At 41.4% G+C, this 22,123-nt stretch carries 24 protein-coding genes and 2 pseudogenes; 12 read left to right on the forward strand and 14 right to left on the reverse strand.

What is annotated here, in order from left to right:
- Nucleotides 1–118: 118 nt before the first annotated feature.
- From bfr to gmk, 6 genes are all read right to left on the reverse strand, one after another.
- On the reverse strand, nucleotides 119–583 hold the full coding sequence (gene bfr, locus ACY3FQ_RS01420; protein ID WP_004691472.1) for a heteropolymeric bacterioferritin subunit Bfr: 465 nt from the start codon (nucleotides 581–583) through the stop codon (nucleotides 119–121).
- 251 nt (nucleotides 584–834) lie between these two features.
- Nucleotides 835–1,029, reverse strand: coding sequence for a bacterioferritin-associated ferredoxin (locus tag ACY3FQ_RS01425; RefSeq protein WP_010327639.1), 195 nt, complete (start codon nucleotides 1,027–1,029; stop codon nucleotides 835–837).
- Between the two features lie 155 nt (nucleotides 1,030–1,184).
- On the reverse strand, nucleotides 1,185–1,568 hold the full coding sequence (locus ACY3FQ_RS01430; protein WP_004691470.1) for a RidA family protein: 384 nt from the start codon (nucleotides 1,566–1,568) through the stop codon (nucleotides 1,185–1,187).
- 69 nt (nucleotides 1,569–1,637) lie between these two features.
- Nucleotides 1,638–3,737, reverse strand: a complete 2,100-nt coding sequence (locus ACY3FQ_RS01435) for a RelA/SpoT family protein (RefSeq protein ID WP_489773531.1) — start codon at nucleotides 3,735–3,737, stop codon at nucleotides 1,638–1,640.
- 223 nt (nucleotides 3,738–3,960) lie between these two features.
- A complete protein-coding gene (rpoZ, locus tag ACY3FQ_RS01440) occupies nucleotides 3,961–4,242 on the reverse strand; it encodes a DNA-directed RNA polymerase subunit omega (RefSeq protein WP_004978050.1) in 282 nt (93 codons plus the stop codon).
- A gap of 77 nt (nucleotides 4,243–4,319) precedes the next feature.
- Complete coding sequence (gmk, locus tag ACY3FQ_RS01445) at nucleotides 4,320–4,943, reverse strand: guanylate kinase (RefSeq protein WP_005401338.1); 624 nt, start codon at nucleotides 4,941–4,943, stop codon at nucleotides 4,320–4,322.
- A gap of 134 nt (nucleotides 4,944–5,077) precedes the next feature.
- Here gmk and ispH point away from each other — a divergent pair, with 134 nt between their 5' ends.
- A complete protein-coding gene (gene ispH / locus ACY3FQ_RS01450; RefSeq protein ID WP_004978047.1) occupies nucleotides 5,078–6,028 on the forward strand; it encodes a 4-hydroxy-3-methylbut-2-enyl diphosphate reductase in 951 nt (316 codons plus the stop codon).
- Nucleotides 6,029–6,242: 214 nt separating this feature from the next.
- On the opposite strand, the gene ACY3FQ_RS01455 is transcribed toward ispH, so the two are convergent.
- The gene (locus tag ACY3FQ_RS01455; protein WP_005401337.1) at nucleotides 6,243–7,175 is read right to left on the reverse strand and encodes an IS5-like element ISAjo1 family transposase; all 933 of its coding nucleotides are present in this window, start codon (nucleotides 7,173–7,175) and stop codon (nucleotides 6,243–6,245) included.
- Between the two features lie 462 nt (nucleotides 7,176–7,637).
- Here ACY3FQ_RS01455 and rpsP point away from each other — a divergent pair, with 462 nt between their 5' ends.
- From rpsP to rplS, 4 genes are all read left to right on the forward strand, one after another.
- Nucleotides 7,638–7,895: a 30S ribosomal protein S16 gene (gene rpsP / locus ACY3FQ_RS01460; protein ID WP_004718284.1), complete on the forward strand. Its 258-nt coding sequence runs from the start codon at nucleotides 7,638–7,640 to the stop codon at nucleotides 7,893–7,895.
- 28 nt (nucleotides 7,896–7,923) lie between these two features.
- The gene (rimM, locus tag ACY3FQ_RS01465; RefSeq protein WP_005401336.1) at nucleotides 7,924–8,472 is read left to right on the forward strand and encodes a ribosome maturation factor RimM; all 549 of its coding nucleotides are present in this window, start codon (nucleotides 7,924–7,926) and stop codon (nucleotides 8,470–8,472) included.
- A 26-nt stretch (nucleotides 8,473–8,498) separates the two neighbouring features.
- Nucleotides 8,499–9,239: a tRNA (guanosine(37)-N1)-methyltransferase TrmD gene (gene trmD / locus ACY3FQ_RS01470; protein ID WP_005401335.1), complete on the forward strand. Its 741-nt coding sequence runs from the start codon at nucleotides 8,499–8,501 to the stop codon at nucleotides 9,237–9,239.
- Between the two features lie 140 nt (nucleotides 9,240–9,379).
- Nucleotides 9,380–9,754, forward strand: coding sequence for a 50S ribosomal protein L19 (gene rplS / locus ACY3FQ_RS01475; protein ID WP_004691454.1), 375 nt, complete (start codon nucleotides 9,380–9,382; stop codon nucleotides 9,752–9,754).
- Nucleotides 9,755–9,812: 58 nt separating this feature from the next.
- Here rplS and ACY3FQ_RS01480 read toward each other — a convergent pair.
- A pseudogene (locus ACY3FQ_RS01480) lies at nucleotides 9,813–10,592 on the reverse strand (esterase/lipase family protein); the annotation flags it as partial.
- Nucleotides 10,593–10,627: 35 nt separating this feature from the next.
- Here ACY3FQ_RS01480 and ACY3FQ_RS01485 point away from each other — a divergent pair.
- A pseudogene (locus tag ACY3FQ_RS01485) lies at nucleotides 10,628–10,723 on the forward strand (IS630 transposase-related protein); the annotation flags it as partial.
- Here the strand turns inward: ACY3FQ_RS01485 and ACY3FQ_RS01490 are convergent.
- The 3 genes from ACY3FQ_RS01490 to ACY3FQ_RS01500 form a co-directional block, all read right to left on the reverse strand.
- Nucleotides 10,716–10,925: a hypothetical protein gene (locus ACY3FQ_RS01490; RefSeq protein ID WP_005401332.1), complete on the reverse strand. Its 210-nt coding sequence runs from the start codon at nucleotides 10,923–10,925 to the stop codon at nucleotides 10,716–10,718. The pseudogene ACY3FQ_RS01485 and the gene ACY3FQ_RS01490 sit on opposite strands and share 8 nt — an antisense overlap.
- 173 nt (nucleotides 10,926–11,098) lie before the next feature.
- On the reverse strand, nucleotides 11,099–12,052 hold the full coding sequence (locus tag ACY3FQ_RS01495) for an esterase/lipase family protein (protein WP_407079366.1): 954 nt from the start codon (nucleotides 12,050–12,052) through the stop codon (nucleotides 11,099–11,101).
- A 66-nt stretch (nucleotides 12,053–12,118) separates the two neighbouring features.
- Complete coding sequence (locus tag ACY3FQ_RS01500; protein ID WP_005401330.1) at nucleotides 12,119–13,150, reverse strand: lipase secretion chaperone; 1,032 nt, start codon at nucleotides 13,148–13,150, stop codon at nucleotides 12,119–12,121.
- A gap of 154 nt (nucleotides 13,151–13,304) precedes the next feature.
- On the opposite strand from ACY3FQ_RS01500, the gene truB reads away from it, so the two are divergent.
- From truB to ACY3FQ_RS01515, 3 genes are all read left to right on the forward strand, one after another.
- A complete protein-coding gene (gene truB, locus ACY3FQ_RS01505; RefSeq protein ID WP_489773532.1) occupies nucleotides 13,305–14,210 on the forward strand; it encodes a tRNA pseudouridine(55) synthase TruB in 906 nt (301 codons plus the stop codon).
- Nucleotides 14,211–14,244: 34 nt separating this feature from the next.
- Complete coding sequence (locus tag ACY3FQ_RS01510; RefSeq protein ID WP_126035117.1) at nucleotides 14,245–15,012, forward strand: sulfite exporter TauE/SafE family protein; 768 nt, start codon at nucleotides 14,245–14,247, stop codon at nucleotides 15,010–15,012.
- A 158-nt stretch (nucleotides 15,013–15,170) separates the two neighbouring features.
- On the forward strand, nucleotides 15,171–15,629 hold the full coding sequence (locus ACY3FQ_RS01515) for a hemerythrin domain-containing protein (protein ID WP_126035120.1): 459 nt from the start codon (nucleotides 15,171–15,173) through the stop codon (nucleotides 15,627–15,629).
- 42 nt (nucleotides 15,630–15,671) lie between these two features.
- Here the strand turns inward: ACY3FQ_RS01515 and ACY3FQ_RS01520 are convergent, their stop codons facing one another.
- The 3 genes from ACY3FQ_RS01520 to serA all read right to left on the reverse strand — a co-directional run bounded on the left by ACY3FQ_RS01520 (nucleotide 15,672) and on the right by serA (nucleotide 18,969).
- Nucleotides 15,672–16,544: an EamA family transporter gene (locus ACY3FQ_RS01520; RefSeq protein WP_126035122.1), complete on the reverse strand. Its 873-nt coding sequence runs from the start codon at nucleotides 16,542–16,544 to the stop codon at nucleotides 15,672–15,674.
- Between the two features lie 178 nt (nucleotides 16,545–16,722).
- Nucleotides 16,723–17,598 (reverse strand): EamA family transporter, encoded by an 876-nt coding sequence (locus ACY3FQ_RS01525; protein WP_279740389.1) that lies wholly within the window; start codon nucleotides 17,596–17,598, stop codon nucleotides 16,723–16,725.
- A 138-nt stretch (nucleotides 17,599–17,736) separates the two neighbouring features.
- The gene (gene serA, locus ACY3FQ_RS01530) at nucleotides 17,737–18,969 is read right to left on the reverse strand and encodes a phosphoglycerate dehydrogenase (RefSeq protein ID WP_004691438.1); all 1,233 of its coding nucleotides are present in this window, start codon (nucleotides 18,967–18,969) and stop codon (nucleotides 17,737–17,739) included.
- Nucleotides 18,970–19,333: 364 nt separating this feature from the next.
- On the opposite strand from serA, the gene ACY3FQ_RS01535 reads away from it, so the two are divergent.
- The 3 genes from ACY3FQ_RS01535 to ACY3FQ_RS01545 form a co-directional block, all read left to right on the forward strand.
- Nucleotides 19,334–20,743: an FAD-binding oxidoreductase gene (locus ACY3FQ_RS01535; RefSeq protein WP_004978025.1), complete on the forward strand. Its 1,410-nt coding sequence runs from the start codon at nucleotides 19,334–19,336 to the stop codon at nucleotides 20,741–20,743.
- Between the two features lie 141 nt (nucleotides 20,744–20,884).
- Nucleotides 20,885–21,256 carry a hypothetical protein gene (locus tag ACY3FQ_RS01540; RefSeq protein ID WP_004978014.1) on the forward strand — a complete coding sequence of 124 codons (372 nt, stop codon included), beginning with the start codon at nucleotides 20,885–20,887 and terminating at the stop codon, nucleotides 21,254–21,256.
- 94 nt (nucleotides 21,257–21,350) lie between these two features.
- A partial coding sequence (locus ACY3FQ_RS01545; RefSeq protein WP_489773533.1) for an AbiH family protein occupies nucleotides 21,351–22,123 on the forward strand: 773 nt, incomplete at its 3' end.

The following is a 22,123-nucleotide window of genomic DNA, read 5'->3' on the forward strand; positions in this document are numbered from 1 at the left end:
TTGTGCAACAAAGCCCCTGAGAACTGTACTCAAAATTAATGATTATTTTATCTTTGGAAATAAGCATAAACAGTAAAAAACCTGCATATGCAGGTTTTTTTTAAACAGTAGAAAAGTCTTAAATTTGACTCTGTATATAATTTTCTACACCGACGGTTTCAACCAAATCGAGTTGTGTAGTTGTCCAATCTAACCACTCTTCTTCTTTTTCTAAAATCTCTTGAACAAGATCTCGAGTAACGTAGTCCAGTTGTTCTTCGGCAAGCTTAACAGCGGCTTGAATGGATTCAATGTTCTCTTTAACTTTACGGACATCACAGTTTAGAACTTCAACAGTATGTTGGCCGATATAGAGTTTACCCAAGTGTTGTAAGTTTGGTAGACCTTCTAAAAAAAGAATGCGCTCAATAATTTTGTCAGCATGCTTCATTTGACGGATTGACTCTTTATATTCAGCTGAACCGAGTTGCTCAATTCCCCAATCATTAAACATACGAGAGTGCAGGAAATTTTGGTTAATGGCAGTTAAATGATGATAAAGCACCTGATTTAACTGATTAATTACATCACGATTGCCTTTCATGAGAAAGCTCCATTCAAACTGCGGCTTAAAAATAATATCAATAACTTATGAGAAATATCTTAAACAACAAAGTGGATTTTGGCGAGTAATTTATAGAACAGCAAATGAAAATCGCAATCAAAAGCATACGAGGTGGAAATTGGATTTTTAGGCATTTAAAAAGAAAACCCGCTTAGAGTCATAAGCGGGGGAGGAGCTACTCATAAAGAGTACGTTTATAATTATGGTTATTCTAAAAACGAATAAAATATCTAGGCAGCAATAGCTAAGCGTGAGGCAATCGCAGAGACTTCTGCGCTGATGATTGAGCGTGCTTCTGGTGCACAGCGACCACAGCATGTCCCGAGATCCAGCATCTCGCGAACTTCGCGATAACTGCCCGCACCATTTTCAACAGCGTCTTTAATATCTTGATCTGTAATACCACGGCATAAGCACACGTACATTTCAGCAAGCCACATGAATGAAATAAGATAAGTGATATTATTGATAATTGTTATCGTTTGTCAATAAAAATCATTTGAAATCTCATTTGTCTTTATTGGAATTTTGGATAAAAAAAAGCCACTCAATCGGTGGCTTTTTCTTAAAAAAATATAACTTATTGATTAATAATCACAATGCCATCCATCTCAACCAATGCATTTTTAGGTAGGCTAGCCACACCGAGTGCAGCGCGTGCAGGGTAAGGTTGTGCGAAATACTCGCCCATAATTTGATTGACCAACTGGAAGTTTGAAAGATCGGTTAAGAAAATATTCAACTTCGCGATATCAGCCAGTGTTCCACCAGCAGCTTCACAGACAGCTTTTAAATTATCAAACACACGACGAATTTGTGCTTCAATGCCTTCAACCAACTCCATACTGTATGGGTCTAAACCGATCTGACCAGAAAGGTAAAGTGTATTGCCGACTAAGATTGCTTGCGAATAAGTGCCGATCGCAGCAGGGGCATTTTCAGTATGAATTACTTGGCGGGACATCGTGTTCTCCTATTATATTCACCATCAATCATAGCCTAGATTGGCATTAAAATGTGTGGATTTAAACAATTAACTCGCAATCGATGTTTCCGCAATACTAACAGGTTGAGCCAATCGACTGATACGTGGGAAGCCAAAATGCATACGTAGATCACGAATGATTTTTGCAATTTGCTTACGGTTGTGCACCACAACATTGACATAAGTCTTATCATCTTGATTACACACCATTTCGACCCCGATTTTTTCTTTACGGCATTGATAAATTAGGTCAGAAATTTGTTCGTCATCCATGGCCATGTTAATCAATAAATATGCAGTAAAACTAATTTCTTCTTCATTCTCGTTAGTCCACTGCAACGGCATGATATTTTCAGGGTGCAGATGTTGTTCATGTAGGAGGTTATGACAACGTGCACGATGCACAATAAGACCGCGGCGTGATAAATGTCCTTGAATTGGGTCACCCAACACAGGGTTACAGCAATGTGCGTATTTAACATCGACACCCTCAGTACCTTGAATGAGTCTGTCAGATTCCTGTGCACTTTGGTCATGCGCAAACAAATGATTCGCAACCAATTGCGGCAGTAAATCGCCCACGGCAATTTGTTCAAAGAGTTGGTCTTTACTTTCAATATGTCGCCATTGTAAAAATTCTAACCAATCTGATTCGGTTAAATCTTTAATGGATACATTGAATAGCTTTAAAGCGCGATTTAAAGCTTGTTGTCCAACAAGGCGTTGTTCTTCGATGTCTTGCTCACGCAGTATATTTTGTAAGGCACGACGGGCTTTTTGCGTGTTGACAAAGCTGAGCCAATCTGGGTTTGGGGTGGCCAAGACATCAGTAATAATTTCAATCACCTGACCACTGTGCAATGGCGTAGAAAGTGGTTTAGTTTCCCCATTGATTTTCGCACCTACCGCATGGTTACCTAAAAATAAGCTAGCAGAGTAGGCAAAATCGACTACCGTTGCACCTTGTGGTAACTCGTGTAGATGACCTTGTGGGGTATACACCCAAATTTTCTCTTGGTGTAAATAATCGAGCAGTTCGCTAAAAGTGGTTTTAGCACAGGCTCCATCGATCAAGACATTCAAGTTCTGCATCGAGGCTTGAATCGCAGAGCGGCAAGCTTGCGGAGCACTATCGCCTAGGACTACACCAAAACGCGCAGCTTTGCGCATCAGTTCGGTTTGAATGGTGACTGATAAGGTTGTGTTTTCACCTTTTAAACGTAGTAGTAGCGATTGGTTACCACCTGGGAGTGGTTTACGAATATGGTCTGCAAAGTGTAAAACTTGAAAACTCTCTCGCAACACATCGGCTAAGCGGTCACAGTCAGCAATACTATTTAGAATAATTTCAAAGGCATGACTATGCGTAAGTTCATGTAGATCAATGTCATTTTTTACAAAGTGACGTAACAGTTCGATATTATTATTTTTCTTTTTAATTCGACCTGAGATTTGATGGGTTTTTAATAGCTCAGTAAGATTATTTTCCCATTTGCTTTGATATTCACAGCGTTTGGGTTTGGTTTGCAGGAGGGCTTCTTGGACATTGTTATACATGTCGAGATCAAGGTTTTGATAACACAGATGTTCGAGGTTATCGCCCATCTCATTCATACCAACAATACGTGCCATTGGGACAAAAATATCAAAGGTTTCTTGAGCAATACGCGCACGCTTATCGGGACGTAGTGCATCCAAGGTAGTCATGTTGTGATAGCGGTCAGCCAGTTTAATAATAATGACACGTGGGTCTTGTAATGTGGCTTGCAGAATTTTTCGGAAAGAAGCGGCTTTATTATATTCTTTATCGCTGGATTGACTAAGTTTGGTGACGCCATCGACCAGTTCGGAAACGGTTTTTCCAAATTTTTCTGCAATATCTTCTTTGCTAAAGTCTGTGTCTTCAATCACATCATGTAAAAGTGCCGCCATCAGGGTTTCGGGATCTAGACGCATATGCGCTAAAATGCAGCTTACCGCAATCGGGTGCAAAATATAGGGTTCGCCACTTTTACGGGTAATACCATCATGGGCAATATCCGCATAATCACAGGCCGCAAGCACTCGTTCGACGTCGCTTTCAGTTAAGTAAGCATCGATAATAGTTTTGAGCTGTTGTTTAGCTTGGCTGACCATTGGGCCTGGCATAAAACACCTTTAAGACGTAGCAATTACAAGAAAATTTTACTGATCCTCTAATGGAAAACATATTGCATGAGTTGTCAAATTTTTCATTGAGAGAAAAGCAAAAAAGATACACCTAAACCACGATGAATCCTATCTTCTAGTTATAACGTGTATTGCACAAATATAAAAGTTATCCAATAAAAAAGCCTAGTTAAAAACTAGGCTTTTAAGCGATAAATTTTTCTTATTGGAAAGAAAAACCATCTAAATTCAAATTGTTTGCAGAAAGTGCAAGATCAAGACTCGAAGTTTGGTAGTCTTGCTCACGTTGTTTCAAAATATCTTTAGAAACATGACCGATTGCGATTTCACGTAATGCAACAACAGTCGGTTTGTCATTGTCCCACTCAACAGTAGGTTCAATGCCTTGACGTGCCAATTGACGCGCGCGTTTGCTTGCCACTAGTACAAGCTCAAAGCGGTTGTCTACATGGTCTAAACAATCTTCAACGGTTACGCGTGCCATAAGAGTTCTCGTTACAAAGGCTAAAATTAAACAGACTGTGCAGTATAAAGTGCTTTGTCTGTAGACTCAAGTTTTAATCACTTTTCAACTGGGGTGATCAGCTCAGAAATCATTTTCTGATGACGACTTGCTTGCTGAGTAATGACTAAACGATTGGCAATAATCACAGACTCAAGATCGTGCAAAGCTTTATTAAAGTCATCGTTGATAATGACATAGTCGAAGTTAACATATTGTTGCATGTCTTCAACTGCACAGCCTAAACGCCGCTCAATCACTTCAACCGAGTCTGTGCCACGGTTAGACAGACGCTGACGCAGATCAAACTGGCTTGGTGGTAAAATGAAAATTTGTTTAGAGTCAGGAAAAAGCTTGCGAACTTGCTGTGCGCCTTGCCAGTCAATTTCTAATAGAACATCATGACCTTTCGCGAGTTGTTCTTTCACAGTAGCTTGAGCTGTACCATAGTAATTGCCAAAGACTTCAGCGTATTCAATAAAACCACCTTGTTCAACCAAGGCCAAAAATGAGTCTTTTTCGGTAAAATGGTAATGTACACCATCAAGTTCGCCGGGACGTTGCCCACGTGTAGTATGAGAAACAGAAACGTGAAGATTCGTTACACGATCGAGGAGGGCTTTTACGAGGGATGTTTTGCCTGTTCCTGAAGCTGCAGAAACGACAAACAAGAGACCCGACATGATATTTTTCCTGATATGATAAAATATCTTCTCTATTTTAGAGCAGACAAGGTTTAAACGAAATAGCAAGGCGTCACTTTGTTTGCATTTATTTTATTAGTTTCCGCTGATTGAAAAGTGGTATCGAGGAACATATGGAAATTGTATTGGCCAATCCACGTGGTTTTTGTGCAGGTGTTGACCGTGCGATTGCCATCGTAAATCGTGCACTTGAGTGTTTTAATCCCCCCATTTATGTAAGACATGAAGTGGTACACAATAAATTTGTCGTGGACGATTTACGTCAACGGGGTGCAATTTTTGTCGATGAGCTAGATGAAGTACCCGATGACAATATTGTAATTTTTAGTGCGCATGGGGTTTCTAAAGCGGTACAGATCGAAGCCGAGCGTCGTGGTTTAAAAGTTTTTGATGCAACCTGTCCATTGGTGACCAAGGTTCATATTGAAGTTACTAAATATGCTCGTGAGGGAGTTGAGGCTATCTTAATTGGTCATGAAGGCCACCCTGAAGTTGAAGGTACCATGGGGCAATATGACCTGAAAAATGGTGGTGCGATTTATTTGGTTGAAGATGAACAAGACGTGGCTGAGCTTCAAGTGCATCATCCTGAGCGAGTGGCTTTTGTGACTCAAACAACTTTATCGATCGATGATACTGCAAAAGTGATTGATGCTTTACGGGCGAAATTTCCTGAGATTCAAGGGCCGCGTAAAGATGACATTTGTTATGCGACTCAAAATCGTCAAGATGCGGTGCGTGATTTAGCAACCCAATGTGATGTGGTGTTGGTGGTCGGTTCACCAAACTCATCGAATTCAAATCGTTTACGAGAATTGGCCGAGCGAATGGGTAAAGCGGCTTATTTGGTCGATAATGCAGATGAACTTCAACAGGCATGGTTTGAAAATATTGCTAAAGTTGGCGTCACAGCGGGTGCATCTGCACCTGAAATTTTAATTAAGCAAGTGATTCAACGATTACAAGACTGGGGTGCAACACCACCACAAGAGCTGGCCGGAACGGAAGAAAATATTACCTTTAGTTTGCCAAAAGAGTTACGTATTGCAGTAACTCAAGCCTAAAGTGTTAATTTCATTTAATAAGTTTTTATATGTAGTTGAAAATGCCCCTTCTTTAAAAAAAGGGGGCATTTAGTTATTGATAACTGATAGAGGATGGGGTGACGGATTTAACTGTGACTGGGATAGAGTTGCCAGCAGCATCAGAATTTCCTAGTACAACATGGCTTTGTTGCATAAAGATTTAAAAGTTAAATTTACCCTGTTCTACTCAAATTCAAGTGACAACTTGGGTGAGAGGTCGACCTAACTCCGTAAATTTATTTAATACTGCCACACGTGCATGCATTTCATTGACTTGACTTTGAAAGTTTCTCGTACTGAGTTTATCCCCCAATAATTTGATGCAATGCATCTTGGTTTCGACCAAACTTCGCCGATGATAGCCTGACCATTTTTTCCATAGTGTCCTGCCGAAACGTTTAACTGTTCGAAGTAATTCATTTCGCTCTCGCGAATGAACTTTGTTATCTTTCCAAGGCTTTGTATTTTTTCTGGGTGGAATCACTGCATACGCTTGCCGATCTGCAATGACCTGACGGCATTGTTTGGTGTCATAAGCCCCGTCTGTATAGACTGAATCAATCTGCTCATCCAATGGGATTTGATCAAGTAAATCTCCAAGGACTTGCGAATCACTGACATTATTTGTTGTCAGCTGTACAGCTCGTATTTGCAAGGTTCTAGCATCTATACCAATATGTAATTTACGCCATTGCCGACGATATTCAGGCTGATGTTTCTTACGTTTCCATTCACCTTCGCCTAAAAACTTAAGGCCAGTTGAGTCTATCAATAGATGTAATCCTTCATGACTTTTTTGATAGCTGATCGCAATATCAATCTGCTTTTGTCGTCTGCAAAGTGTGGAATAATCTGGTGCTGTCCAACTTAACCCACTGAGTTGAATTAGGCTTTGCACAAAGCCTGTGACCATACGCAAAGAAAGTCGAAAGATAGATTTGATCATCAAACAGCACTGAATTGCTGTATCAGAATAAGTTTGATTTCTTCCATGCTTAGCCTGTGGCTGAGCATACCATTTAGTCTGAGGATCGAACCAAGTTGAAATATTTCCTCGCTTGATTAGAGCTTGGTTATAAGAGGACCAATTCGTTGTGCGATAAATTTTAGATGCAGGATTCTTCATTTGGAAATTATATTGCTGAAGAAGCCTTTAAGAATAGCTTTGTGCAACAAAGCCCATCGCAACTATAAAACTAGAGAAGAAGCTAAAGCAGATATTACAAAATACATAGATAGAGCTATTTTATAATCAGCAGAGAATTCAGAAAGGATTAGATTTTAAGACACCAAATTAAATGGCAGAGGACTTTTACAAGTTGGCTGCCTAGAATCTCCCAAGTGGAAGTGTCCTATTATTTCAGCACACATCACAAAGGAACAGACATTAATAGCGGTTCTGCCTGTACTCCTTCAGCCACCTCCAACTGGGACGGCAGATAAAATCCAAATTCAAAATTGTGGATAAACAAATTTTGATCTTCCTTTCGCAGTAAAGATAACGTAAAATATTGCCCTCTATGAAAGGGGTTTGAAATGTTCCGGTGGTCGGGGCAGGGATAATCCGTAAAAACTATAAGGTTGTATCATGGTAGTTATTCGTCTTGCACGCGGTGGTGCTAAAAAACGTCCGTTCTATCAAGTTATTGTAACTGATAGCCGTAATGCACGTGACGGTCGTTTCATCGAACGTATTGGTTTCTTCAACCCAACAGCTCAAGGTAAAGCAGAAAAACTTCGTTTAGATGCTGATCGTTTTGCACACTGGGTTGCTCAAGGTGCTCAACCATCTGAACGTGTTGCTTCTTTAGCTGCTCAAGCTAAGAAAGCTGCAGCTACTGCATAATTTTTGCTAATTAAGTAGTAGGTAGCCCATGACACCAACACAGAATGTTCCCGAAGATCGTATTCAGATTGGACAGTTACGTTCAGCATATGGATTAAATGGGTGGCTCTGGATCTATTCCAATACAGAACCGATGAGCAACATCTTTGACTATCTGCCTTGGTACATTGAAACCAAAGCAGGTTGGCAAACAATAGATGTAAAACGTTGGAAACCGCATGGCAAAGGCTTAGTTGTTTCGCTCAAAGGCGTCATTGATCGCACTGCAGCAGATAACCTAGTTGGCGCAAATGTTTGGATTTCAAAAGCGCAACTTCCTAAAGCAGGAATGGATGAGTTTTACTGGTCAGATTTGAAAGGCTTAACAGTGTTAGGTTTGGATGATGAAGAACAAGAAGTAAATCTCGGAAAAATCCATGAAATGTTTGAGACAGGTGCCAATGATGTGATGGTGGTTCACGCAACACCAGACAGTATTGATACTGAAGAACGTATGATTCCATGGCATAAAGATGTGGTGCACCGCGTTGATCTCGAAGCTGGTCGTATCTACGTTAATTGGGGCGTAGATTACTAATTATTTTGGAAATACGGGGGTCTGCGATGTTTTTTGCAGTCATTACGCTTTTTCCTGAAATGTTTGAAGCGATTACAGCCTACGGTATTAGCGGGCGTGCAGCAAAAAGTGATTTAGTACAAGTAACTTGTATTAATCCTCGTGATTATGCTGAGGGCAACTACAAACGAGTGGATGAACGTCCATTTGGTGGTGGTCCAGGTATGGTGATGATGGCTGAGCCTCTGGCAAAAGCAATTCAACATGCCAAAGAGCTTGCCATGCAAGCAGGTGCAGTTCATGTTCCTGTGGTGTATATGTCACCGCAAGGAAAAACCTTAAATGAGCCTGCAGTACAACAATTTGTCGACTATGATGGATTGATTGTGCTGTGTGGTCGTTATGAAGGGGTCGATGAACGTTTGATCCAAAAATATGTTGATCAGGAATGGTCCATAGGGGATTACGTTTTATCGGGTGGAGAACTTCCTGCGATGGTTTTATTAGACAGTATTATTCGGAGACTTCCGGGTGCAATGTCTGATGAACAGTCTCATGTGCAAGACTCATTCGTGGATGGTCTTTTGGACTGCCCACAATATACCAAGCCAGACCATTTTGAAGGTTTGGATGTCCCTGAAGTCTTAAAGTCGGGACATCATGCCAATATTGAGAAATGGCGGTTTTTGCAGCGTTATCAACGAACACAACAACGCCGACCTGAGTTGGTGGACAATGTAGAGTTGACGAAGCAGCAAAAGAAATGGCTAACAGATTTGAATACTTAATTCAGAGTATTCTTTTAATAGGCTCTTTGTGCATTGAAGTGGTCAAGCATAAAGAGAAAGATAATCGGGTCTATGCGATTTAGCCTCTATACCCAGCGGATATCAGACCTCTTCTGACCCGCACATATTGGAGATACCCCATGAGCGGTAAGCATCCTTTAGTACAAGCTGTTGAAAATGCACAGCTTAAACAAGACATCCCAGCTTTTGCACCAGGCGATACAGTTATCGTTCAGGTTAAAGTAAAAGAGGGTGACCGTGAGCGTCTTCAGGCATTTGAAGGTGTTGTAATCGCGAAGAAAAACCGTGGCTTGAACTCTGCGTTCACAGTACGTAAAATTTCTAGCGGTGTTGGTGTTGAGCGTGTTTTCCAAACTCACTCTCCAATCGTTGCTAAAATCGAAGTGAAACGTCGTGGTGACGTTCGTCGTGCTAAACTTTACTACCTACGTGAATTGTCTGGTAAAGCTGCACGTATTCGTGAAAAGTTACCAGCTCGTAAAGTTAAAGCTTAATTTTAAGTTTTATACGAGTAAAAAATGCGCCCAATGGCGCATTTTTTATGCCTAAATTTTAGAGTCCTTGAAGCTTCAATCGGTTGGCGTGTTGTCGGTAAACATCAACAGGGTCTGGAGCAAAAATAGAACGTAATCCAAAGAACTGGTTAATCACATCTAAATGGTTCCAATTATAGTTATCGCGCACGGTCTTACCATACTTGGCACTACAACGTGAAACTAAGCCATCGTTATCATTGGGCGCTTGCATGAGTAAGCCTGTCGCCGCCAGTAATGAGTCTGGATCAAGTACGTTCGTCAACGTTGAGTTGCCAGAGAAAGAGTAAAAATAAATTCCATTTTCTTTCGCTAAACCTTCACCACAGCTTGTTTTTGGCATACCCAGTGGATATTTTTGTGCAAAAGCTTTAGCCCCAGCTTGACTTAAACTTTTACCCGCACCGAGTGCATCATGTGGAAGTGAGTTTGGGTTTTGCTGTTGTGCCCAAACAATAGCCTTGGACCCAAAGTTGATTAAGCCCACCAGTGGTTGTTCTAGCGGTGTACCTTGCGCGGAAATAATCAAATCCGCCACAGGAGAGCCTTTTAAAGGACTAGAAATGGCTGTTGCAGACGCGATTTTATTGGGCATAACATTTGAGACATAAGCAATACTATGCCCGCCGTGACTATGCCCAAGCAAATTGACTTTGGGTGCTCCTGTAATCGCTAAGATTTCACCAACTTGTTGCAGCAGTTGTTCACCACGAACTTCAGATGTGTTGAATGGAGAAACGCGTGTTGCCCATGCGTTTGCACCGTTACGGGCTAAATCTGGCAAGATTTGATACCAATATAGTCAACACGTCAAAAAACCAATACAATACTGATATGAGTTATCCAATACATTTTAGAAAAAAAATATTAGCCAAGCTTGAAGAAGGTCAATCTATCCGAGCGGTTGCTCAGCACTTCGAAATTAAGCGGTTTGACTATAATCCACACCAAGTTCATCGGTTCCTGCTCGAATCCAGCCACCCATACCATGTGCAAAAACCAAAGGGTATTTGGTCTTTGCATAATTAGAGGCAACGTAGTTTGATTTAATTTGTGAAGCAGCTGCTTGCGTTTGTGTAACAGCAAGTGCGCAGGTCGACAGCAGTCCAGCTATCAATAATCCATATTTCATTGATCATCCTCGTTTTTTAGTTTTTATGACGACAATTTAAGTTGTCAAAAATGAGTATAAAGGTGAGGGAGGAGGAGCGTAGAGAAATCCGATTAAATTAAATACAGTTTGTAACTGGATAATTCTAGGAGGCATCCCTCCGAAACGTTAAAGATTCGAAGGGAAAAATAGAACTAGAGTCCTTGCATTTTTAAGCGATTGGCATGTTGGCGATAGACATCAACAGGGTCTGCGCTAAATAGTCCACGTAGTCCCATAACTTGGTTGACCTCATCTAAATGGTTCCAGTCATAGTTATCACGGATGACTTTACCGAAGTGTGTACTACAGCGTGCCACTAAACCATCATTGTCTAAATGTCCATAGGCCAAAGGCCCCAACAGTGAGATCGCACTATCTGCGACATCGAGAATGTTCGTGACTTGAGACGTACCAGTCCACGAATAGTAATACACGCCATTGCTGGATGTTGCACCGCTCTTGTTACAGTCCGAAGCCAGTGCTGTTGTTGGATATTTCTGATTAAAAACACTGGAACCTTGCTCACTAATTGAGGTGAGTGATGCTGTTAAATTGCTTTTTAAGGCAGGGTTACTTTGCCCATAAGCAAGCATAGGACCAATAATATAATCCACCGCTAGACTGAGTAGTTGCGTTCCACCTTGATTGGCGAGAAGTTTATCCGCGACTTTTGAACCTCTAAACGTTGCCCCCACACCTGTCAGTGAGGCCACATATTGCGGTTTAACTGCTTCTACATAGCGGATGGTTGGTCCACCATGGCTATGCCCAATCAAATTGACTTTAGGTTTATTGGTTAGGGCGATGACCTCTTCAACTTGTTGTAGTAACTGTTCACCTCGTACTTCAGTTGATTCTAAAGGGGAAATTTGTGCTGCAAAGGTGGTCGCACCATTTCGAGCCAAGTCGGGTAAAATTTGATACCAGTAATCTAGTCCAAGTTCGGCAACGCCCACTCGGCTGAACCCAAACATGCCATGAGTAAATAGCAATGGATATTTAGTTTGAGCATAATTACTTTTTACGCTTGCAGTCACCGTCTGCAATCCAGCTGTGGCTGTGGTTGCGCTGAGTCCAAGGCTGGTAACCAGACCTACGAGTGACATTGTTTGTATCATTCTTTTCGTTATAAACATTTTTTTCATCCTGAAAAAGTCAAACACGGTATAGCTTTAATCTGCGAACGGAAGTTTTCCTCCCGTGTCATGCGTGGTTTCAAAGGCTCCTAGTCGAAGTTGTTCTTGTGAATTATTAAACTGTTGATCACGTAGTTTTTGAATGGCTTGCTGCTGCGCGTCTTGACTCATGTTGCTGTTGAGAATGCTGTCGCGTTGTTCTAAGTAGGTATTGACCCGAGATTTCCAATTGTTTCGATCTTTGTCGAGTTTTTCTAAGCGTACGGTCGCTTCGGCACCGACAAGATTCTGGCGCATTTGGCGAATTTCTTCGGCAGAGCCGCCGCGCGCTTTAATATCTGAGGTCAGTTTACGCAGATCTTCGAGTTTGGAGAGTTGTTCTAGGTTTTCTTTCCAATCTTCAGGCAGTTGAGCAAACAACTCTTTCAGTTTCTGCGCTTTTTGTACTTCAGTTAAGGACTGATCTGCCATGATGCTCATGCGGTCTAAGGTATATTCATGGTAGGTATTTTCAGCGCCAAAGAGGCCTTCGATTTCATAGTCGGAAAAGAACTGGCTACGTAGGTTTTTCATCAAAGTAAAAATTTTACGATAGTACTCAGGGTCTTCTTTATTTAGGCTTGGCTCCTTCAGGCTACCCAATTGCACACGATAATCTATATAGCGAGTCCAAAGATCTAAAATCTGCTTAAGCGCAGGTTCTTGATAACCTTGCTGGATATAGGCTTTAAAATCTTGCTTGATCTGGTCAATATTTTTTTCACCATATTGGGTAATGAAATATTCAAAACAGTTACGTGTTTGTTCATTAACAACTAAGCGATTATTTTGGTCGAGCACCAGTTGGCAGTTGACTTCAGTGTCCTGTTGGCTGTTGCTGACAAAAGGCAGCCCCGATGCATGTGGCAAGTCTGACGCTGCGGGTAATAAGCCTGTCGTATTTTGAGCACTAGAGCGAATCGGCCCTTGGTTTGAGCCAACAGTTGCATTGGGTGCGAGCCAAATGAGAAAACCAAGAATGACAACGATGATCACGGCGAAAATGAGCCATAATTTCTTTTTTTGCATATCCTATGCCTAACATCCCTATTGTATTTTTTATTTGGTTCATATGAATGAACTCAGTTTATTCTGAAACAAAAGAGCAAATAAACAACAGAAAAGTTGTAAAACTAGACAAGCGGTTGATAGTATTGCGGCAGCTTTAAGACGTGTCTATGTTATGAAATCATCTGCTTCAAAAATCCAGCGCCGTGCCGTGAATGGTGTATTTTTATTGAATAAGCCATTGGGGATTAGTTCAAATGCGGCATTGCAAAAAGTACGTTGGTTATACCGTGCGCAAAAGGCGGGGCATACGGGAGCGCTTGATCCATTGGCATCGGGACTGCTGCCGATTTGTTTGGGCGAAGCGACCAAGTTTTCACACTTTTTGTTGGACTCGGTGAAGCGCTACCAAACCACCATTCAGCTGGGTCACAGTACCACCACAGGTGATGTAGAAGGTGAGCAACTGTTAAAGCAGGCTGTACCTGAGTTAACCGAAGATTTGATTGAAGCCGTTTTGGCTCAGTTTATGGGTGATATTAAGCAAGTTCCACCAATGTATTCCGCTTTGAAGAAAGATGGTCGTCCTTTATATGAGCTAGCCCGTAAAGGGATTGAAATTGAGCGTGAAGCCCGTCCGGTTACCATCTCTGCGATTGAGTTGCTTTCATTCACAGCAGACAGTGTCACCCTCGATATTACCTGCTCGAAAGGTACATATATTCGTGTTTTAGGCGAAGATATTGCGAAGGCATTGGGTACTTATGGCCATTTAACTTATTTACACCGCATTAAAACGGGTCATTTTGATCTGATTCCAAGTTATACCATTGAGTATTTGGAAAGTTTGTCTGAACAAGAGCGCGAAGCACTGTTGTTACCTGTATATGCACCTGTAGATCATTTTCCTAAAGTACAAGTTCCAGAAGGACGCAGTGAATACTTTAGTCGCGGTATGGAAAGTAATATTGAGCATACAGCCGAAGCACAGGTCTTGGTTTTCGATGGGGAAAAATGCTTAGGCTTGGCTGAAATTACCGATAAGAAAAGGTTGGTTCCAAAGCGGGTTTTAAATCTATAATCGAAATATATCACGCGGTAAAAAAGGATAAGGCGTGGACATTGACATTATTATCAGTCTGATCTTTTTTGCCTTTTGTGCAGGCGCAATTGACGCTGCCGTCGGTGGTGGTGGGCTGATCCAAATTCCCGCTTTGATGAATGCATTTCCGTCGATGGCGCCTGCTACTTTATTTGGCACCAACAAATTAGCGGCAGTGGTGGGTACAGCTACTTCCGCCGTTTCCTTTGCCCGCAAAGTTCGCTTTGAATGGAAACTTTTGGCTGTGGTCGCAGTATGTGCCACCATCAGTTCATTTTGGGGCGCGGCCAGTGTCGCCATGATTCCAAAAGAAGTCCTCCAACCCTTTGTCTTGGTCATGTTGATTGTGATGGCGGTCTATACGCTCATGAAGAAGCAATTTGGGCAAGTGCATATAGCGCAAACTGTGACGCCTAAAATTTTGCTGTTGGCGGGAATAGGAAGCTTAGCCATTGGCTTTTACGATGGTTTGTTTGGCCCAGGTACGGGCAGTTTCTTTATTTTCTATTTTATTCGTTATTTACGCGTCGATTTTTTGCATGCGGCGGCATTGGCTAAAATTGGCAATGTGATGACCAATCTTGCAGCGCTAAGCTTTTTCATTCCCTCGGGGCATGTGCTTTTTGCTGTGGGAGGCACGATGGCCGTTGCAAATATGATCGGGTCTATTTGTGGGGTGAAAATGGCGCTGAAATATGGAAGTGGTTTTATCCGCATTTTATTTCTTATTTTGGTGACAATTCTGATCGTAAGATTGAGTTATCAAATGTTTTTGATGTAATGGTGAGATAGCTTTAAAACTTCATTACAAAAAACGCGTAGTCTGTGACCTCATTTCTCGTTTATTGCATTTATGATCAATACAGCGCACTCAATGCTGTGCCAAGAAGCTTTTCAATAAAAAATGATGTTTTAAGTTGAACGGAACTGGAGCATAGAATGAATATATTTGAAGCCTTAAGAGAAAGTCACGTTATACAACGAAATTTGGCTGAACGATTACTCCAAACTTCAGGGGATACGCCTGAGCGCCGTGAGCTATTTGAATGCCTTAAAAATGAATTATTTGCCCATGCTGTGGCAGAAGACCGTTATTTTTATATCCCTTTAATGATGACTGATTCGGGCCTCAACATTACCCGCCATGCTTTGGCAGAACACCATAAAATGGATGAGTTATTGGAACAATTGACCGAGACGGAATTCTCAAATCCGGGCTGGTTGGCAATTGCAAAAAAATTATCGGAAACGGTACATCATCACTTACAAGAAGAGGAGCATGGTTTTTTTCAGCAAGCAGGAAAAATTTTACTCGATGCTCAAAAGACTGCGCTCGCCAAGCAGTATCAGCAGGAATACAAAAAGTACAAAAAAATTGAAAAAGACAGTTTGGTTTAAGTCCATTTTAAACAAAAGATGGCGAGTGCCATCTTTTGTGATTTAAAGCGCGTCATCACGTTGCGGTTTGGCTCTAAAGGTAACACCAACAGAGGCAATCATAATGCAAACCAACGCCAACATTTGCCACATACTAATTTGTTCTTTCAGTAATAACCAACCTGCCAAGGCTGCTAAAGCCGGCGACAAACTTGAAAGCGTCCCATAGCTGAGTTTACTTAAACGTTTCAAAGCCATGAGGTCTAGAGCATAGGGAATGGTTGTGGCGAGCAGCGCAATCAATAAAGCTTTGGGCCAGTATTCCGTTTGCATCAGCGCTGTTGGGTTATGCGTGGCACTGATGGGCAGAAGCACCAAGGCTGAGATCACAATAGCAATACTGAGGGCATGCATGCCGATATTTTGACGGACGACTTTTTGCCCAAAATAAATATACAGCGCCCAGCACGCACCCGCTGAAACTGCAAATGCGGCTCCTAAGAAGGAGAAGTTGGTTGCATTGGCTTGATGCCACGGCACCATCAGTGCAATGCCTAAAATCGCTAATCCGACCCAAATATAATCACGACGTTGTTTGATCGAGAGTAGCGCTAAAGTTAAAGGGCCTAAAAACTCTAAACCGACGGCAATACCTTGCGGTAGTTTACCCAGCGAAGCGTAGAATAAAATATTCATGAGGCATAAGGCTGCTGTATAGCTGAGTAAATCTTTCCATTTTAAATGCGGTAGGCGTTTGATGATGCTCCATGAGCGGAACATCAGCACAATTAAAATTGCGGCAAAGCACAGTCTAAGGGTCACCACGGTGAGGGGATCCAGCACGGCAATCAACTGCTTGGCAAAAGAAGCACTGATTTGATAGGACAGCATGGACAAGACCATGAACATCACTGCCATCAGTTGAGAATTAGGCATCATGCACACATTAGGTCATAGCGACCTGTTATTTTAAGATGGTGGATTAGTATAACGATTCAGCACCCAAGTTGGATGCTGAATAAGCTGAATTTTTTTAATGCAACGACATGAATTTAAAAGTAATCGATAGAGCCTTTGGATTTAAAAGCTAAATTCAAACGCTGGATTGCATGGTTTAAACTGCGGCTTGGCGGTTTTTCTGGGCTGTATAAGTACAACCAATAGACGCCATGATAATCACGCTGAGCGCAAGCCACTGTGACCACAATAGTTGCTCGCCTAGAAAGATAAAACCGGATAATGCTGCGATAGCAGGTTCAAGACTCATGAGCGTCCCAAAACTTAAAGCGGTTAAATTGCTTAGCGCAATCATTTCCAAGCTAAAAGGCAACGCGCTGGCCAAAATTGCCAAAGCTATGAAATAGACAAAGTTTGAGGGTTCAAACACATTTGTGGGTAAACCACTGAATAGGGCAAGCGGCATTAATATCAGCATGCCGACAAACATGCCCAAGCACACGGTATGATTGCCCGAAACACCCGATGGGCGCTGCCCCGCCACGATATACAAGGCCCAACATGCACCTGCACCTAGTGCAAATGCGATCCCAAGAGGGTCTAAAGGTTGAGCTGCTTGGTCGAAAGGAAACAGTAAAACCAAACCTAAAATAGCCAGCCCGACCCAAACAAAGTCAAAGCGTTGTTTGGCATAAAACAGAGCGACACTGAGTGGGCCAATAAACTCAAACGACACTGCAATGCCGAGCGGCAGGCGAGCAATGGATAAATAAAACAATAGGTTCATGCCTGCCAAAGCAAAACCATAGCTGAGAATGGCTTTATATTTAATTTGCTTAAAATCAACCTGCCAAATTTTAAACAGCACGGCCAAGATGATTGATCCCAACAGCAAGCGCATGGCGGAAACAGTTAAAATGGGAAATTGATCAAACAAAACTTTGGCCAGTGAACCACTACTTTGCAAGCTAAGCATTGCAATCAGCAATAAAAAGGTCGCTTGGAGGTTGGGAGTACTTTTTAGATTTGGCATTATTAGAATACTAGATAGGGAAGTGAATACTTGCGAAAAGTAGCGGAGAATGTGCTTGGTTCGCACATAAAATTTTAACAAGTATTCAAAAATAAAAAAACCACAGCTTAGCAGCTGTGGTTTTTAAATAGAGTCGAATTAGAACAATACGCGAACGCGGATTGTGCCTTCAACGTCTTGTAGGGTATCTAAAGCTTCTTGAGATGCTGTTGCGTCTACATCCATCACCAAGTAACCAACATCACCTTTGGTCATTAAAGACTGACCAGAAATGTTGATGCCGTGTTCAGCAAACAAGTTGTTGATTTTTGACAACACACCTGGCACGTTTTTGTGGATGTGAAGTAAACGGTGTTTGCCTTCGGTCAACGGTAACGCGATTTCTGGGAAGTTCACCGCAGATAAAGTCATGCCTTTATCTGAATAAGAAACGAATTTCTCAGCCACTTCTAAACCAATGTTCGCTTGCGCTTCCATCGTCGAACCACCCACGTGAGGAGTTAAGATCACGTTTGGAATGTTACGTAGTGGAGAAATGAACTCTTCACCATTGGCTTTTGGTTCTTTCGGGAACACGTCAACCGCAGCACCAGCAACATGACCTGATTTCAAGGCATCTGCTAAGTCTTCAATCACGACACATGTACCACGTGCAGCATTGATGAAGATTGCACCTTCTTTCATTTGTGCAAATTTTTCTTTGGTCATGAAGTTACGTGTAGATGGAACATCAGGTACATGCAAAGAAACAACATCAGCATTGGCTAAAAGTTCGTTTAAGCTACCGACTTGACGTGCATTACCTAATGGTAGTTTCGTCACTGTGTCGAAGTAGATTACTTTCATACCTAAGCTTTCAGCAAGGACAGAAAGTTGTGAACCGATTGAACCGTAACCGACAATCCCTAAAGTTTTGCCACGAGTTTCGAACGAACCAACCGCTGACTTGTTCCAACCGCCTGCATGTGTATCTGTCGATTTTTCAGGTACACGGCGAAGAAGAAGAATAGCTTCAGCAAGTACAAGTTCAGCCACTGAACGTGTATTTGAGTATGGTGCGTTAAATACTGGAATACCACGAACCATCGCAGCATTTAAGTTCACTTGGTTGGTACCAATACAGAAACAACCAACAGCGATTAATTTATTCGCTGCTTCAAACACTTCTTCAGTGAGTTGTGTACGGGAACGAATACCAATGAAATGTGCATCTTTAATCGCTTCTTTCAACGCTTCACCTTCAAGCGCAGTTTTACGATAATCGATGTTGGTGTATCCGGCAGCATTTAGTGTGTCGATTGCGTTTTGGTGAACGCCTTCTAACAACAAGAAACGAATTTTATCTTTAGGAAGTGAAAGATGTTGGCTCATTACGGCTCCGCTACAAAGGCCAAATTTAGTGGCGATATAATAGCACGTACCGCGCCCGATATACATTTCCTTTATGCGGACTCTGCTGGGTATTTTTAGCCTCTATGGTGCGTAAAAAAGTCTTTTTGGTCTAATTAAACTAATCATTTCAAAGGTATCCTGAATAAAACAGCTTTTTCTGCGGGAAACAGAAAAAATGCCTTATAATATGACTCCGTGAAAATAAGCCAGTTGCACACTGCTGCTTAAATCCTCACGAACTGCCTGAGCCTTAGGGCATGGAAAGACTGAAATGAAGCGCTTTTCATGCAGAGAACCCTAGCGCCACAAACAACTTGTTTACTTCTTGCAAGGTCTGAAAACGATGAATGCTCCAGTCGCTTTAACCCCAGAGTTATTGACCCAATTGACAGCAATTGTAGGTGAAAACCGCATTAAAACCGATGCGGATAGCCTTGAAAATTGGGGACGCGATCATACCAAACATTTTGATCCAAACCCGTCAGTCATCGTTTTTCCATCGAGCACGGAACAAGTGCAAGCGGTTGTGAAACTTGCAAATGAGTTTAATGTTGCGATTACACCATCAGGTGGTCGTACTGGCTTATCTGCCGGTGCAGTCGCTGCCAACGGTGAAATTGTGGTGAGCATGGACAAGATGAACCAAATCTTGGAATTCTTCCCAGCAGACCGTATGGTTCGAGTCCAAGCAGGCGTGGTGACTGAACAGTTGCAAAACTATGCTGAAGAGCAAGGCATGTATTACCCAGTCGATTTTGCTTCTGCGGGTTCGAGTCAAATTGGTGGAAACATTGGCACCAATGCAGGCGGTATTAAAGTCATTAAATATGGCATGACGCGTAACTGGGTACTCGGTTTAACTGTAGTCACAGGTAAGGGTGATGTGCTGCGTCTAAACAAAGGTATGATCAAAAACGCAACTGGTTATGCGCTGCAACATTTATTCATTGGTGGTGAAGGGACACTGGGCTTAGTGACTGAAGCTGAAATCAAATTGGAACGCCAACCGCAAGACCTTCAAGTAATGGTATTGGGCGTGCCTGACTTTGATGCTGTGATGCCTGTACTTCATGCGTTCCAAGCAAAAATTGACCTGACTGCATTTGAGTTCTTTGGTGAACTGGCAATGCAAAAAGTGTTGGCACATGGTCATGTACAACGTCCATTTGAAACTGAATGTCCATTCTATGTGTTGTTAGAATTTGAAGCGCCATTTGAGCCAATTATGGACAAGGCGATGGAAATTTTTGAGCACTGCATGGAACAAGGTTGGGTACTGGATGGCGTGTTGAGCCAAAGCCTCGATCAAGTGGAAAGCTTATGGCGTTTACGTGAAGACATTTCTGAGTCGATTGCTCCATTTACACCATACAAAAACGACATTTCAGTTTTGATTACCCACGTTCCTGCATTTATTAAAGAAATTGATGCGATTGTGGCAAGTAACTACCCAGACTTTGAAATCTGCTGGTTCGGTCATATTGGTGACGGTAATTTACACTTAAATATTTTAAAACCTGCTGACTTAAGCAAAGATGAGTTCTTTGCCAAATGTCAGGTGGTGAATAAATATGTTTTTGAAACTGTAAAAAAATACGACGGTTCAATTTCTGCGGAGCACGGTGTAGGTATGACCAAAAAGCCATACCTTGACTACACGCGTTCGGCGGAAGAAATTGAATATATGAAGGCATTGAAGCAAGTTTTCGATCCAAACGGGATTATGAACCCAGGTAAATTATTCGACCTTTAAGTTCGAATTGGGTTTTAAAAGCGCATCCATGGTGATGCGCTTTTTTTATGGCTGAAGGGACTGAATTACATTTACTAAATAGTGTAATAGGCCTAAAAAAGGCATGATGGACTGATAAATAATGAATTTTGGGTGGGATTTATGTTGCGTCTTATTTTAGCTTCAGCCGTATGTGTGGGATTATTGTCAGGTTGTGCGACGACCAAAGAGTTAGTGAATAAAGTCGGTTCGTCAGATACGCCCTTGGCTCAGGTACTTAAAGAGCGTCCAGATTTGCGTAATGAGTTGGCTACGGTTGAAATCCGTCAGTACTTTAATACAGTTGAGTCTCCGACTGCGGCAGAAGTTAAAGTGACTGAAACAGGGTTGTTAGATGATTCGGTGAAGTCGGTGCGTACCGTATATAACTTTAAGTTGGTCGATGGCGACTGGGAAAAAACTGCGACGAAAACCTCTTACCAATGTGCGCGCGGTAAAAATACCAAGAACTTCCAAACAGCGAAGTGTTCATAATAAATCTTTGATTTATGGTTGAAATATAGGCAAGCTTGCCTCATAAAAAGCGTATCGGTTGATGCGCTTTTTTGCTTTTTGGGGTTTTATAAAAATGAATATTTTGATTGTTGGAAATGGTTTTGATTTGTCTCACTATTTGCCGACGAAGTACGACCATTTTATGTTGGTGATGAAGGCTATTGAGAAAAAAGATTTAAATAAACCAATCAATGATGTTTTGTATTCTCCATTTGAACATCCGATACATCTTATAACCAAGTACTTCAAAATTACTCATGCACTTGATCAGAAGTCATATCAAATGAATTTTGAGCAATTATTTTCTGAATTTAAGCAGTCTAGGGACATGGATTTTATTCATAAAACGAAGGGAAATTATGATGTATCAAGTATTTATTTAACAGCAGTACAAATTTATGAAATTCAAAACAAGTTAAAGAAAAATGGTTGGTATCAATATTTTAAAAATCATGTTGAAGAAATAAAAACTTGGATTGATTTTGAACAGAAAATTGAAGAAGTACTAATTGTATTAGCAAAAAGTATAGTTCAAATTGAAAAAGTAGAAATGAATATAAATGATCAATTTGACTTGTTAGATATTCTAAGTAAAAAACACATTGATACCTTAAATTTTTTTGGTTTTTCAAATAATGTCGGAGGTGCAGTCAAAATTGGAGGAAGAGTTACAAATATACAAAGACAAGCTTATATAAGTACGAAGTTTTGTCATGGGAAAAATATTGATAATGGGTTTAGTGCGACGGCATTCCTTGATTTTTTACAGCAAGAATTGGAAGATTTTATTCAAGTATTTAACTTATATCTTGAATTGATTGTTGATAAATTATCATCAATCAATAG

It is taken from the genome of Acinetobacter sp. AB03 (assembly GCF_058107045.1).

Excerpts from the sequence above, each read along its gene's own strand:
- rpsP (WP_004718284.1), top strand. The coding sequence starts at position 7,638 with ATGGTAGTTATTCGTCTTGCACGCGGTGGTGCTAAAAAACGTCCGTTC.
- ACY3FQ_RS01425 (WP_010327639.1), bottom strand. The coding sequence starts at position 1,029 with ATGTACGTGTGCTTATGCCGTGGTATTACAGATCAAGATATTAAAGAC.
- bfr (WP_004691472.1), bottom strand. The coding sequence starts at position 583 with ATGAAAGGCAATCGTGATGTAATTAATCAGTTAAATCAGGTGCTTTAT.
- gmk (WP_005401338.1), bottom strand. The coding sequence starts at position 4,943 with ATGTCGGGTCTCTTGTTTGTCGTTTCTGCAGCTTCAGGAACAGGCAAA.
- ACY3FQ_RS01500 (WP_005401330.1), bottom strand. The coding sequence starts at position 13,150 with ATGCAAAAAAAGAAATTATGGCTCATTTTCGCCGTGATCATCGTTGTC.
- ispH (WP_004978047.1), top strand. The coding sequence starts at position 5,078 with ATGGAAATTGTATTGGCCAATCCACGTGGTTTTTGTGCAGGTGTTGAC.
- serA (WP_004691438.1), bottom strand. The coding sequence starts at position 18,969 with ATGAGCCAACATCTTTCACTTCCTAAAGATAAAATTCGTTTCTTGTTG.
- rplS (WP_004691454.1), top strand. The coding sequence starts at position 9,380 with ATGAGCGGTAAGCATCCTTTAGTACAAGCTGTTGAAAATGCACAGCTT.
- ACY3FQ_RS01490 (WP_005401332.1), bottom strand. The coding sequence starts at position 10,925 with ATGAAATATGGATTATTGATAGCTGGACTGCTGTCGACCTGCGCACTT.
- rimM (WP_005401336.1), top strand. The coding sequence starts at position 7,924 with ATGACACCAACACAGAATGTTCCCGAAGATCGTATTCAGATTGGACAG.
- ACY3FQ_RS01520 (WP_126035122.1), bottom strand. The coding sequence starts at position 16,544 with ATGCCTAATTCTCAACTGATGGCAGTGATGTTCATGGTCTTGTCCATG.
- ACY3FQ_RS01515 (WP_126035120.1), top strand. The coding sequence starts at position 15,171 with ATGAATATATTTGAAGCCTTAAGAGAAAGTCACGTTATACAACGAAAT.
- ACY3FQ_RS01435 (WP_489773531.1), bottom strand. The coding sequence starts at position 3,737 with ATGCCAGGCCCAATGGTCAGCCAAGCTAAACAACAGCTCAAAACTATT.
- rpoZ (WP_004978050.1), bottom strand. The coding sequence starts at position 4,242 with ATGGCACGCGTAACCGTTGAAGATTGTTTAGACCATGTAGACAACCGC.
- ACY3FQ_RS01540 (WP_004978014.1), top strand. The coding sequence starts at position 20,885 with ATGTTGCGTCTTATTTTAGCTTCAGCCGTATGTGTGGGATTATTGTCA.
- ACY3FQ_RS01525 (WP_279740389.1), bottom strand. The coding sequence starts at position 17,598 with ATGCCAAATCTAAAAAGTACTCCCAACCTCCAAGCGACCTTTTTATTG.
- ACY3FQ_RS01455 (WP_005401337.1), bottom strand. The coding sequence starts at position 7,175 with ATGAAGAATCCTGCATCTAAAATTTATCGCACAACGAATTGGTCCTCT.
- ACY3FQ_RS01495 (WP_407079366.1), bottom strand. The coding sequence starts at position 12,052 with ATGTCACTCGTAGGTCTGGTTACCAGCCTTGGACTCAGCGCAACCACA.
- trmD (WP_005401335.1), top strand. The coding sequence starts at position 8,499 with ATGTTTTTTGCAGTCATTACGCTTTTTCCTGAAATGTTTGAAGCGATT.
- ACY3FQ_RS01430 (WP_004691470.1), bottom strand. The coding sequence starts at position 1,568 with ATGTCCCGCCAAGTAATTCATACTGAAAATGCCCCTGCTGCGATCGGC.
- truB (WP_489773532.1), top strand. The coding sequence starts at position 13,305 with ATGAAATCATCTGCTTCAAAAATCCAGCGCCGTGCCGTGAATGGTGTA.
- ACY3FQ_RS01535 (WP_004978025.1), top strand. The coding sequence starts at position 19,334 with ATGAATGCTCCAGTCGCTTTAACCCCAGAGTTATTGACCCAATTGACA.